We start from the raw sequence: 13,223 nt of genomic DNA on the forward strand, positions 1-13,223 counted from the left end.
ATGCCTAAGATTGTTGTACTTCCCCACGAAGAGCTATGCCCTGAAGGTGCAGTATTAGAAGCAGAGTCAGGTGAGACAGTCCTTGATGTTGCACTACGTAATGGTATTGGAATTGAACATGCGTGTGAAAAGTCTTGTGCATGTACTACGTGTCACGTTGTGATTCGTGAAGGTTTTGATTCATTAAATGAAAGTGATGAACTAGAAGATGACATGCTTGATAAAGCATGGGGGCTAGAGCCTGAATCACGTCTAGGTTGTCAGGCTCGAGTCGCTGATGAAGATTTAGTGGTTGAAATTCCACGTTATACGCTAAATCTTGCCTCTGAGGCAGCGCACTAATTATAAAAAAGGTTGCCATTAGGTAGCCTTTTTTTTTATCTCAGCGTTATTATTAGTTTATCTATCAATATATAAGAAGGTATTTTGATGAGCTTAAAATGGATTGATTCGCTCGATATTGCTATTGAGTTATGTGAACAGCATCCTGATGTTGATCCAAAAATAATTCGCTTTACTGATCTTAATGAATGGGTTCTAGCATTGGATGATTTTGATGATGATCCTACCCACTGTAGTGAAAGGGTGTTAGAAGCCATTCAAATGTGTTGGATTGAAGAAGCGGAAGAATAAACTGACGCAATAGAGTAAGCATCTAATTGATTGTAGAAACAATTGAATTAGGTGCTTTTTTTGTTTTTATTCGTAGATTAATATTTTAAATCTAATTGCAATCAGCGTACTTTACCCCCATAACTATTTATCTATAACGCATGTATTTGTTTAACACTGCGCAGTTGCTACATTCAAGGAGTTTTTAATGTCGACTATCATGGCTGTTTCTCTCACTCAACAAGCAGCGAATGCACAATGGGGTGTCAATGCCTTACTTAGCTTTAATGCTGAAGGTGCTGTTATTCATTTAATGGAAAATGAGCAACTTGCTAATATCCAACGTGCAGCCCGTCGTTTAGATACGCAGGGTATCAAACAGGTAGAACTTTCAGGTGAAGGTTGGGATTTAGATCGAACGTGGGCATTTATCCAAGGACATCGTGCATCTAAGCCTGGCAACAGTGTAGTTTGGTCGGCGTTAAATGAGACTGATGAAGCAGAATTACAAGCTCGAATCAAAGCGACTGAGTGGGTACGTGAAATTATTAACCAGCCAGCAGATGTTGTGCGCCCGTCACAGTTAGCGACACGTGCTGGTGAATTTATTAAATCGTTAGCACCAGAACATGTGACTTATAAGATCATCAAAGGTAATGACTTATTGGATGAAGGTTGGAACGGTATTCATGCTGTAGGCCGTGGCTCCGAACATCGTCCAGCGATGCTTCGTCTAGATTACAATCCAACGGGTGATGCTGATGCGCCAGTGTTTGCTTGTTTAGTTGGTAAAGGGATCACATTTGATTCCGGTGGCTACAGTATAAAACCCTCGGCTGGTATGACTGCGATGAAAGCCGATATGGGTGGTGCAGCATTAGCGACAGGTGGTTTAGCATTGGCGATGGCGCGCGGCTTAAACAAGCGTATTAAACTGGTGCTATGTTGTGCTGAAAATATGATCTCAGGTCGTGCATTAAAACTCGGCGATATCATTAAGTATAAAAACGGTACGACAGTTGAGATTTTAAATACCGATGCAGAAGGACGTTTAGTCTTAGCTGATGGCTTAATTTACGCGAACAGCCAAAATCCTGAATTAGTGATTGATTGTGCAACATTAACAGGCGCAGCCAAAATGGCGCTTGGTAATGATTACCACGCGTTACTAAGCTTTGATGCGGAATTGTCTCATACAGCATTAACAGCAGCGGCAGAAGAAAATGAAGGTATGTGGCCATTACCACTAGCTGATCTTCACCGTAACATGTTGCCATCAAATTATGCCGATCTTGCTAATATCTCAAGTGGCGATTTTATGCCTGGTGCAAGTACTGCAGCAGCATTCCTATCTTACTTCGTTGATGATTATAAAAAAGGCTGGATGCACATTGATGCCAGCGGTACCTTCCGTAAAAGTGCTAATGATCAATGGTCAGCAGGTGCAACCGGCATGGGTGTAAGAACACTTGCAAACATCCTAACTAAATAAGTTCCGTTTCAATATTAAAAGCCTTCTTACGATAAGAAGGCTTTTTGCATTATCAGAATTAGAAAGGAAGACTTCATCATGCTCAATGTTTATTTATCAACTGAAGAATCTAACGGTCCTTGGGGATTAAATTCGTTACTAAGCTATCAGTCAGATAGCGCTACAGTTCATTATCGAAGTGATTTTCCATTACGTCGTATTCAGCAGGCTGGTCGTCAAATTCAATCACAAGGTGCACAAGCTGTGCGTTTAGTAGGTGACGGTTGGAATTATGAGCGTCAATGGGCGTTTTACTGTGGTTTTGCTGCAACTATTACACCAGTAGAAATTCAATGGGCCTCTATCGATGAAGATGAACTCGAGCTGTTAAATGCTCGTCGTCATTGCTCTGACTGGCTACGTAAAACAGTTAACGCGACACCTGAAGAGATGTCACCTGAAAAGTTAGCCCATGAAGCAACCAGTTTTCTAAAAAAAATCGGTGGTGACAATATTCATGCACAACAAATTGTGGGCGATGAACTATTAGCTGATGGTTGGGTAGGAATATACAATGTTGGGCGCGGTAGTGTGCGACCTCCAGTCATGCTTGAAGTGGATTATAATCCCACTGGCGATCCTGAAGCGCCAGTATCGGCTTGTTTAGTTGGTAAAGGGATCACCTTTGATTCAGGTGGTTACAGTTTAAAACCTAGCGCAGGCATGGTTGCGATGAAGTGCGATATGGGGGGAGCTGCTACGGTTACTGCGGCGTTAGGTTATGCGATAGAGCAAGGACTACGTCAACGTGTGAAGTTGATCCTATGCTGTGCTGAAAACCTCGTATCAGGTAACGCTTATAAGCTTGGTGATGTGCTAAGTTATAAAAATGGTGTTACGGTTGAAATAGTTAACACAGATGCTGAAGGGCGCTTAGTGTTAGCTGATGGTTTAATTGCAGCTTCTGCGACAGGCGCACCACTGATCATTGATGCAGCGACGTTAACAGGCGCTGCAATGGTTGCAGTAGGTAGTGACTATAATGCAATTTTTGGTTTAGATAAGCCATTATTACAACAAGCACAGCAGTTATCCGATCTAGTCAATGAGCCAGCATGGCCATTACCGTTAGAAAAATGGCACCAAGAATATTGCCCGTCACCTTATGCTGACACTGCGAATAGTCGTGTACAAAAAGGAGGTGGTATGGGAGGCGCATCCAATGCAGCAGCGTTTTTGTCCCGTTTTGTTGACACCGAAAATAGTCGTTGGATTCATTTTGATTTAGCGGCATGTTTCCGAGATGGCGGAGATTCTCGCTGGGCCGCTGGCGCTACAGGGTTAGGTCTTGCTAATATCGCAGGTTTGTTGCTGTAACTTAAATTCATGAATTTGTTTTTGGCTCGCAGAAAGCAATAAGACTCAAAAGGAAAATATAATAATGACAATCGAAAGAACTTTCTCAATAGTAAAACCTGATGCGGTTAAACGTAATTTGATTGGTGCAATCTATCAGCGCTTTGAAAATGCGGGTTTGAATATTGTTGCGGCTAAAATGTTGCATTTAGACAGTGCGAAAGCACAAGGTTTTTATGCTGAGCATGAAGGTAAACCTTTCTTTGATGATTTAGTGGCATTTATGACATCAGGTCCTGTCATGGTTCAGGTACTTGAAGGTGAAAATGCTATCACACGTTATCGTGAACTAATGGGTAAAACTAATCCTGAAGAAGCGGCTTGTGGCACTATTCGTAGTGACTTTGCATTAAGTATGCGTCATAACTCGGTACATGGTTCAGATAGTCCAGAATCTGCCGCTCGCGAAATTGCATATTTCTTTGCTGAAGATGAAATTTGCCCACGAGGTGAATAAAGGTTTAACTCTAATAGAATTCAGTGAAAGGCACTAATGCGACACATTGAAAAATTAGGTTAATCATATTATTAACGGGAAGCATTGGCTTCCCGTTGTTGTATGTGGCGTTTTGAAATCGGCAACACTAAAATAACCTTAGAGTCTAGGTGTGGAAACCATGCCATAAAGGCTGTACAATTTCGCGCCTTAAACCCGAGATAACTAAGCCATCGATAGAGCTTGGTTATTTAGGCGCAGCAATAGTCATTTTTAGTGAGGCACCAACCGATGACAACTGTCAAAATCAATCTGCTGGATTTCGATCGCAAAGGTCTGCGTAAATACTTTGCCGAAGAACTTAATGAGAAGCCATTCCGCGCAGATCAGATCATGAAATGGATTTATCATTTCGGTTGTGATGACTTCGATCAAATGACCAATATTAATAAAAAGTTACGTGAAAAATTAAAGCGTGTCGCTGAAATTCGTGCGCCGCATGTATCAGAAGCTCAGTATTCAACGGATGGTACGATTAAATGGGCGATGCGTGTTGGCGATCAAGATGTTGAAACCGTCTATATTCCTGATGAAGATCGTGCGACTTTGTGTGTTTCTTCACAAGTTGGCTGTGCATTAGAATGTAAATTCTGTTCAACAGCACAACAAGGCTTCAACCGTAACTTACGTGTATCAGAAATTATTGGTCAGGTATGGCGTGCTGCAAAAGAAGTCGGTATTCAAAAAGACACGGGTCGTCGTCCAATCACCAACATCGTAATGATGGGAATGGGTGAGCCATTATTGAACATGAAAAACCTGATCCCTGCATTAGAAATTATGCTTGATGATTTAGGTTTTGGTTTATCTAAGCGTCGCGTTACAGTTTCAACCTCGGGTGTTGTATCTGGCCTTGAGCAAATGATTGATACGATTGATGTTGCTTTAGCTATTTCATTGCATGCACCAACGGATGAGCTGCGCTCTCAAATCATGCCAATCAATGATCGTTGGAATATTGAAACATTTTTGGATGTTGTTCGCCGTTATGTGAATTCAACGAATGCGAATCGTGGTCGAGTAACGGTAGAATACGTACTGTTAGATCATGTTAATGATGACATGGAGCATGCTCGTCAATTAGCGAAAGTATTAAAAGATACGCCAGCAAAAATTAACTTAATTCCGTTTAACCCGTACCCTGGCTCACCATATAAAAAGCCAAGTAACTCTCGTATTGATCGTTTTATGAAAACACTGATGGAATACGATTTCACAGTAACGGTTCGTAAGACACGTGGTGATGATATTGATGCGGCTTGTGGTCAGTTAGTAGGGGATGTTATTGACCGTACTAAGCGTACCCAAGCAAAATTAAATACGGGTGAACAAATTGCAGTAAAAGCGGTCTAAAAACAGACTACTATAAATAACTGCGCAATTTCACATGGATGTTGAGGTGAGCGAAAATGGTACGATGGAGCGTATATCCACTGTTGTCATGCCTATTATTTACGGGCTGTGCCACAGTTGATGTGGTAGATAATGGTAAAGAATTTGATGCCAAAGCTGCCTCAGAAGCGAGATTGAACCTCGGGCTAAACTATTTAAAAGATGGCCAGTGGGAGCGTGCACGAGAAAATTTGGAAATAGCATTAAGGTATGATCCTGATTACTACCGTGCACAAATTTCGATGGCTTATTATTATCAAAAAGTTGGCGAAAAAGACGCTGCAGAGAAAATGTACCGAAAAGCATTAAAACATTCACCTAAAAATGGCGATGTTTTGAATAACTATGGTGTATTCTTGTGTAGTGAAGGGCGTTACGATGAAGCCATTGCCGCTTTTGTTAAAGCGATAGAACAACCTTATTATTATCTGATTTCGGCAAGTTATGAAAATGCAGGCTTATGTAGTCGTAAGCAAGGTAATTTAGAAGCAGCGACGGGTTATTTTGAAAATGCGCTTTCCCATGACCCGTACCGACCGAGATCTATGTTGCAACTGGCGCAAGTTGAAATTGAATCTAACAATTTTAAAGATGCTCGCGTACAGTTATTCAAATTTAATAAGAGATATGGGTACACAGCAGACAGTTTGTGGTTGCTCATTCAGTTGGAAAGACAAGCTGGACGTTTAACGCAGTCAAAAAAATACGCTATTTTGCTGAAAGAGAAATACCCAGACTCTCTGCAATATCAGAATTATTTGGCCAATGAATACTGAAAATAATGAAGAACAAAAAATAACAGAAGGAACACTGCTTCCAGGTGACGTACTCCGTCAAGCTCGAGAGCAACTAGGCTATTCACAAAAGGACATTGCGAACCGTTTGAGGTTGCGACTTTCTGTTATTGATAACATAGAAAACAATCGATTTGATCAAGCCCAATTAGCCACGTTTACGCGTGGCTATGTGCGTTCATATGCAAAATATGTCGGCTTGGAAGAAGAAGCTGTACTAGCCTTACTTGACAAATGTGGACACACCAAGCCAAAAGCTCAAGAAATGCAAAGCTTTTCACGTCGAACGAAACGTGAAGCACATGATAGTCGCATTATGGGATTAACATGGATTCTTGCTGCTGTTTTTGTTGGTGTAACCGCTGTTTGGTGGTGGCAAAATATTCATTTAGAACAAGCGCCAGTAGCGACAACAACTACAGCAGATCAAACGGTTGCTCATGAAAAGCAAGAGCAGGGGTCTGATGAAACGATAGTTACAACTTTAAATGGTGATGATGCATCAATCAGTGCTACTCAACCAGCAACGGTTGATACTGATGTTGATCACTCAGCACCAACTAGTACTGAACAAAAAAACGCTGCATCTACAACATCTGCTGATGCTGCGACAGATTCATCTCCAACAAGCGTATCGACGGCTGCAACGGGTACAACAGCTGAAGCGTCAACAACACCAGCTGAGAATGCTGCAACAGCCTCAACATCAGTATCAACAGCCACTGATGCTACTGCAAATGCATCAACAACAGCTAATACAACACCTGTTGTTGATGCAACTGCACCACAGTTACAGTTAAAGTTTTCAGCTGATTGTTGGATAGATGTTCGTGATGCAACGGGTAAACGATTAGAGTCTGGTATCAAGAAAGCTGGTCAAGTATTAGATTTAGAAGGTAAAGCTCCATTTCGTGTTCGACTTGGCGCACCTAGTGCCGTTAAAATTAACATTAAAGGCCAACCTTTTGATTTAAGTCGTTACCCTGCGTCTAAACCAGTAACACTTAAGCTACCGCAGTAATGTAGAGAAAGAGCAATGCATAACGAATCACCAATTATACGCCGTCAATCGAGCCGAATTTATGTCGGTAATGTTCCTATTGGCGATGGTGCACCTATCGCCGTTCAGTCGATGACCAATACTCGTACAACAGATGTTGAAGCTACTGTTGCACAGATCAAGGCATTAGAAAAAGTTGGTGCTGATATTGTACGTGTCTCTGTACCGACGATGGATGCAGCGGAAGCTTTTAAATTGATCAAGCAACAAGTGAATATTCCGCTAGTTGCTGATATTCATTTTGATTACCGCATTGCACTTAAAGTGGCAGAATACGGTGTGGATTGTTTACGTATTAACCCTGGTAATATTGGTCGTGAAGATCGTATTCGCTCTGTGGTTGAATGTGCTCGTGATAAAAACATCCCTATCCGTATTGGTGTTAATGGTGGCTCTCTTGAAAAAGAGATCCAGCAAAAGTACGGTGAACCGACACCTGAAGCACTGGTAGAGTCCGCAATGCGTCATGTGGAAATATTAGACCGTTTGAACTTTGACCAATTTAAAGTCAGTGTTAAAGCGTCAGATGTTTTCCTTGCTGTTGAGTCGTATCGTCAGCTTGCGAAGCAAATAATTCAACCCCTTCACCTTGGTATTACCGAAGCCGGTGGTGCTCGTGCTGGTTCAGTTAAATCAGCCGTTGGTTTGGGTATGCTTTTGTCAGAAGGAATTGGTGATACCTTACGTATTTCTCTTGCAGCTGATCCTGTTGAAGAAATCAAAGTTGGTTTTGATATCTTAAAATCATTACGTATTCGTTCTCGTGGCATCAACTTTATTGCTTGCCCAACATGTTCACGTCAAGAGTTCGATGTTATCGGTACGGTAAACGAATTAGAACAACGCTTAGAAGATATCGTTGTTCCAATGGACGTTTCAGTGATTGGTTGTGTGGTTAATGGACCAGGTGAAGCAGAAGCGTCTCACTTAGGCATAGCTGGTGGTAACCGTAAGAGTGCTTTTTATGAAGACGGTATTCGTCAAAAAGAGCGATTTGATAACGATAATGTAATCGATCAGCTTGAGAGTAAAATTCGAGCAAAGGCATCAATGTTAGATCAAAACAATCGCATTGATGTAAAACAACAAGATATATAATCAAAAAACCATGCTCATATCGGTGAGCATGGTTCACTATTTCAAAAAGAAATTATATATTCGATTCTAATACCCAGCGGTTAACGAGAATAAACGTGGCGAAACAAATTCAAGCAATTCGAGGCATGAACGATTGCCTTCCTACACAATCTCCACTTTGGCAAAAAGTCGAAGGTACAGTTAAACAAGTGATCAGTGCATACGGTTACAATGAAGTTCGTATGCCGATTGTTGAATCAACACATTTGTTTAAACGTGCTATCGGTGAAGTGACCGACGTTGTTGAAAAAGAAATGTACACTTTTGAAGACCGTAACGGTGATAGCTTAACGCTACGCCCTGAAGGGACTGCAGGTTGTGTGCGTGCTGGCATTCAAAATGGTTTGCTATACAACCAAGAACAGCGTCTTTGGTACATTGGTCCAATGTTCCGTCATGAGCGCCCACAGAAAGGTCGTTACCGTCAGTTCCACCAAGTAGGTGTGGAAGTATTTGGTCTTAACGGTCCAGATATCGACGCTGAACTTATCATGATGACTGCACGTCTATGGCGTGAGTTAGGTATTCACGAACACGTTCGTCTAGAGTTGAACTCAATCGGTTCACTAGAGGCGCGTGCAGAATACCGTAAAGCATTAATCGCTTTCCTTGAGCAACACTTAGATGTGCTTGATGAAGATGCAAAACGTCGTATGTACACCAACCCATTACGTGTACTAGATACCAAGAATGCTGCAATTCAAGAAATCCTAGTTGATGCGCCTAAGCTTTCTGAGTACTTAGATCCAGAATCTAAAGAACACTTTGATGGTTTATGTGAACTATTAGACGCTGCTGGTATCAAATACCAAGTAAATGAACGTCTTGTACGTGGTTTAGACTACTATAACCGTACTGTATTTGAGTGGATCACAGAGAGCCTTGGCGCACAAGGTACTGTTTGTGGTGGCGGTCGTTACGATGGTCTAGTTGAACAACTAGGTGGTAAAGCGACACCTTCTGTTGGTTTTGCGATGGGTATTGAGCGCCTAGTATTACTAATGGAAGCACTAGAACAAGACGAAGTTCGTCGCTCAGTAGACGTTTACGTGGTAACAGCGGGTGAAGGTACACTGGCTGCAGGTATGACACTGGCTGAGAAGCTACGTACTGAAGTATCAGGTTTACGTGTGATGACGCACTTTGGTGGCGGTAACTTCAAGAAGCAATTTAAGCGCGCAGACAACGTTGGCGCAGCTGTTGCATTAGTTCTTGGAGAAAATGAAATTGCTGAGAACACCGTAGTAGTAAAAGACTTACACGGCGGTGAGCAGACGACCATGGCACAGGATGAGGTTGCTGCAAAACTGGCAGCACTGATTTAAGAGAGGACAGGAAGTGAACGACTACGCCACAGAAGAACAACAGGTTGAAGCGATTAAATCGTGGTGGCAAGAGAACGGCAAAGCCGTTGTTCTAGGTGCCGTGATTGGTTTAGGTGGTCTTTGGGGCTGGCGTTACTACCAGTCTGAAGTACATGCTGCAAAACACGTTGCATCTGATAGCTACACACAAGTTGTTTCCGCGCTTGATGAAAACAGCAAAGACGCAGTCGCTGAAGCAAAAACGTTTATTGATGCGAATAAAGATAGTCAATATGCGGTACTGACAGCACTACAACTAGCGAAAGTTCAGGTTGATAACAAAGATCTGGATGGTGCGGTTGAGCAACTTCAGTGGGTGATTAATCACACCAAAGACGAAGCCATTTTGCCATTAGCAACAACACGTTTAGCTCGTATTTATGCTGAGCAACAAAAATTTGATGAAGCATTGGCTGAGCTTAAAAAGGTAACATTACCAAGTTGGAAGTCAAAAGTCGCTGAACTGCGTGGTGATATCCTGCTACAAAAAGGTGATATTACAGGTGCACGTGAAGCATATGTAGAAGCTCAGCAAGAAGGTTCATCACCTGCGCTGCAAATGAAGCTTGATGATTTAGCGCAATAAGGCAGATGATGATGCATAAGGTGTTAAAACGTGTTTTGGCCGTTGCTGTTGCAGTAAGCGTGCTATCGGGTTGTGCAAGTGAAGTCGATTCAATTCAAATGGCGCCATTGCCAAAGGTTGATAATACTTTCACACCAAAAACAGATTGGAGCCGTAGCGTAGGTAACGGTGTTTCTGGTTATTACTCAAAACTTACACCCGTTGTTGGGGTAGATAAAGTGTACGTTGCAGATCGTGATGGTTTGATCGAAGCACTTAACCCAGCAAATGGTAAAGTTGAATGGAAAACTGACCTAGAAAAAGACAACAGTGCGTTGTTGACTGGTGGGCTTGTTTTAGGTGATGGTAAACTGTTCGTTGGTACTGCCAATGCAAAAGTCATTGCACTTGATGCAGAGACGGGTAAAGAAGTATGGCGTACCACTGTTGCTGGTGAAGTTCTATCAAAACCACTTGTTTCTGATGGCTTAGTTGTTGTTAATACCAGTTTGGGTGTGCTGCAAGCGCTTGATGCTGAAACTGGTGCTTCTAAATGGCAAGTCAGTAATGAAGTTCCAACGTTGACATTACGTGGTGATAGTTCACCTGTTGCTGTTTCTGGTGGTGTGTTCTGGGGCTTAGCGAATGGACGTTTAGCTGGCGCGTTAATGTCTGATGGACGTATGTTGTGGCAACAATTGATTGCGGCACCAAAAGGTTCAACAGAAATTGATCGTTTAGTTGATGTTGATGCGTCACCTGTTATTGATGGCGATCGTTTATATGCTGTTGGTTATAATGGCACATTAGTATCGATCGATCTTCGTTCAGGTCAGATCGCTTGGAAACGTAACTATTCGTCAGCAACTGACTTTGTGATTGATGGTAGTGAGCTATTCTTAGTTACAGCGAAAGATCATATTGTTGCTGTTGATGCGCGTAGTGGTACTGAGCTATGGCAGAACACTGATTTACAATATCGCCAACTAAGTGCACCTGCTGTAATTGATGGTTATTTAGTTGTGGGTGATGCTGAAGGTTACTTACACTGGCTTGATACCCAAAGTGGCGAGTTTGTTTCTCAAGAATCAGTCGACGGTAGTGGTATTGCTGTACCGCCTGTTGCACTAGACGATAACGGCTTTATTGTTGTGACACGAGATGGTGAAATCAACAAAATGCAAATACCGCAATAAAACGGTATAATGTCGCTAGATTAATTTGTCGGCTCCAGCTGCGATACGTAGTTGGAGCCGTTGTTGTTATATCCGTTGAATATATTATTGTCGGATGAAGGTTCACAAAAATGTGAACTGGAGGCAAGAATGAACGGTAAAAATGTCAATAAGACTATGAAAAGTAAGAGGTAGTTATGATTCCTGTTGTTGCCCTAGTCGGGCGCCCGAACGTGGGTAAATCGACGCTATTTAATCGTCTTACTCGCACAAGGGATGCACTTGTTGCTGACTTTCCTGGCTTAACTAGGGATCGTAAATACGGTAGAGCAGAGCTAGAAGAGCATGAATTCATTGTTATCGATACCGGTGGTATTGATGGTACTGAGGAAGGCGTTGAAACAAAAATGGCTGAACAGTCATTAGCAGCGATTGAAGAAGCTGATGTTGTTCTGTTCCTAGTAGATGGTCGTGCTGGTTTAACGTCAGCAGACGAAGCAATTGCTAAGCACTTACGTAGCCGTCAAAAGCCAACATTCCTTGTGGTAAACAAGGTTGATGGTATTGATGCAGATAGTGCTTGTGCTGAATTCTGGCGTTTAGGCGTTGATGCAATGTACCAAATTGCAGCAACTCAAAACCGTGGTGTTACTGCATTGATGGAGCGCGCATTAGCACCGTTCTCTGACAAACTAAATGCAGAGCTTGCAGAAGAAGGTGAAGAGCAAGAACTTCAACTTGAAGATCTAACATCTGTTGAAGATATTGAGAAAGCAAACCTTTCTGAAGCGGATGCGGAAGCTGCCTATAAGCGTCTTCAAGAGCAGCCAATTAAGCTTGCAATTATTGGTCGTCCAAACGTAGGTAAATCAACACTAACAAACCGTATTTTAGGTGAAGAACGTGTTGTTGTTTACGATATGCCAGGAACAACGCGTGACTCTATTTACATTCCAATGGAACGTGATGGTCAAGAGTACGTATTGATCGATACTGCGGGTATCCGTCGTCGTAAGAACATGCACCAAGCGGTTGAGAAATTCTCAGTTATTCAAACGTTAAAAGCGGTTGAAGATGCTAACGTTGTATTGTTGATTATCGATGCTCGTGAAAACATTTCAGATCAAGATCTAAGCTTATTAGGTTTTGCGCTAAATGCAGGTCGTTCATTAGTGATTGCTGTGAACAAGTGGGATGGTTTAGATAACGAAGTGAAAGAGCGTGTTAAGTCTGAACTTGACCGTCGTTTAGGCTTCGTTGACTTTGCGCGTATTCACTTTATTTCAGCACTTCACGGTACGGGTGTTGGTCACTTGTATGAGTCAGTGATTGAAGCATACCAGTCTGCAACTAAGCGTATTAGTACTTCGCTACTAACGCGTATTATGCAAATGGCACAAGATGATCACCAGCCACCAATGATCCGTGGTCGTCGTGTGAAGTTGAAGTATGCTCACGCCGGTGGTTATAACCCACCGATCATTGTCGTTCACGGTAACCAAGTTAATGATCTTCCAGGTTCATATAAGCGTTACCTAATGAACTACTACCGTAAGTCATTAGAAATGATGGGTACACCGATTCGCATTCAATTCCAGAATAGCGAAAACCCATTTGAGACTAAGAAGCAGAAGCTAACTGTTTCTCAAGAGCGTCAGCGTAAGCGTTTAACGTCTGCACTGCGTGATCGTAAAAAGTAATATTTTACGATAAATAAATACGAAAAAGCCCGATACGTGAA

The 13,223-nt window shown here is 42.2% G+C and carries 13 protein-coding genes; all 13 read left to right on the plus strand.

All coding sequences use genetic code 11. The annotated features are described in order from the left end of the window. Positions 1-342, plus strand: a complete 342-nt coding sequence (gene fdx / locus BTO08_RS01610) for an ISC system 2Fe-2S type ferredoxin (protein WP_005369292.1) — start codon at positions 1-3, stop codon at positions 340-342. Between the two features lie 87 nt (positions 343-429). Further along, positions 430-633 (plus strand): Fe-S cluster assembly protein IscX, encoded by a 204-nt coding sequence (gene iscX, locus BTO08_RS01615; protein WP_105059614.1) that lies wholly within the window; start codon positions 430-432, stop codon positions 631-633. Positions 634-820: 187 nt separating this feature from the next. Continuing rightward, complete coding sequence (gene pepB, locus BTO08_RS01620) at positions 821-2,104, plus strand: aminopeptidase PepB (protein WP_105059615.1); 1,284 nt, start codon at positions 821-823, stop codon at positions 2,102-2,104. A gap of 78 nt (positions 2,105-2,182) precedes the next feature. Next, a complete protein-coding gene (pepB, locus tag BTO08_RS01625; RefSeq protein WP_105059616.1) occupies positions 2,183-3,460 on the plus strand; it encodes an aminopeptidase PepB in 1,278 nt (425 codons plus the stop codon). A gap of 64 nt (positions 3,461-3,524) precedes the next feature. Continuing rightward, positions 3,525-3,956: a nucleoside-diphosphate kinase gene (gene ndk / locus BTO08_RS01630; RefSeq protein WP_005369284.1), complete on the plus strand. Its 432-nt coding sequence runs from the start codon at positions 3,525-3,527 to the stop codon at positions 3,954-3,956. 270 nt (positions 3,957-4,226) lie between these two features. Then, on the plus strand, positions 4,227-5,348 hold the full coding sequence (locus BTO08_RS01635; RefSeq protein ID WP_045148230.1) for a bifunctional tRNA (adenosine(37)-C2)-methyltransferase TrmG/ribosomal RNA large subunit methyltransferase RlmN: 1,122 nt from the start codon (positions 4,227-4,229) through the stop codon (positions 5,346-5,348). A 56-nt stretch (positions 5,349-5,404) separates the two neighbouring features. Then, positions 5,405-6,163, plus strand: a complete 759-nt coding sequence (gene pilW / locus BTO08_RS01640) for a type IV pilus biogenesis/stability protein PilW (protein WP_045084279.1) — start codon at positions 5,405-5,407, stop codon at positions 6,161-6,163. Beyond that, positions 6,153-7,202 (plus strand): cytoskeleton protein RodZ, encoded by a 1,050-nt coding sequence (rodZ, locus tag BTO08_RS01645; protein WP_105059617.1) that lies wholly within the window; start codon positions 6,153-6,155, stop codon positions 7,200-7,202. The genes pilW and rodZ overlap by 11 nt, the downstream gene beginning before the upstream one ends. Positions 7,203-7,217: 15 nt before the next feature. Beyond that, complete coding sequence (gene ispG, locus BTO08_RS01650) at positions 7,218-8,339, plus strand: flavodoxin-dependent (E)-4-hydroxy-3-methylbut-2-enyl-diphosphate synthase (RefSeq protein WP_105059618.1); 1,122 nt, start codon at positions 7,218-7,220, stop codon at positions 8,337-8,339. A gap of 95 nt (positions 8,340-8,434) precedes the next feature. Next, the gene (hisS, locus tag BTO08_RS01655; protein ID WP_045084276.1) at positions 8,435-9,703 is read left to right on the plus strand and encodes a histidine--tRNA ligase; all 1,269 of its coding nucleotides are present in this window, start codon (positions 8,435-8,437) and stop codon (positions 9,701-9,703) included. A 13-nt stretch (positions 9,704-9,716) separates the two neighbouring features. Then, positions 9,717-10,328, plus strand: a complete 612-nt coding sequence (locus tag BTO08_RS01660) for a YfgM family protein (RefSeq protein WP_105059619.1) — start codon at positions 9,717-9,719, stop codon at positions 10,326-10,328. Positions 10,329-10,339: 11 nt separating this feature from the next. Beyond that, complete coding sequence (gene bamB / locus BTO08_RS01665; RefSeq protein WP_105059620.1) at positions 10,340-11,503, plus strand: outer membrane protein assembly factor BamB; 1,164 nt, start codon at positions 10,340-10,342, stop codon at positions 11,501-11,503. Positions 11,504-11,679: 176 nt separating this feature from the next. Continuing rightward, positions 11,680-13,182 carry a ribosome biogenesis GTPase Der gene (gene der, locus BTO08_RS01670; protein ID WP_105059621.1) on the plus strand — a complete coding sequence of 501 codons (1,503 nt, stop codon included), beginning with the start codon at positions 11,680-11,682 and terminating at the stop codon, positions 13,180-13,182. Positions 13,183-13,223: the final 41 nt, after the last annotated feature.

The sequence above is a fragment of the Photobacterium angustum genome (genome assembly GCF_002954615.1).
GTDB lineage: Bacteria > Pseudomonadota > Gammaproteobacteria > Enterobacterales > Vibrionaceae > Photobacterium > Photobacterium angustum_A.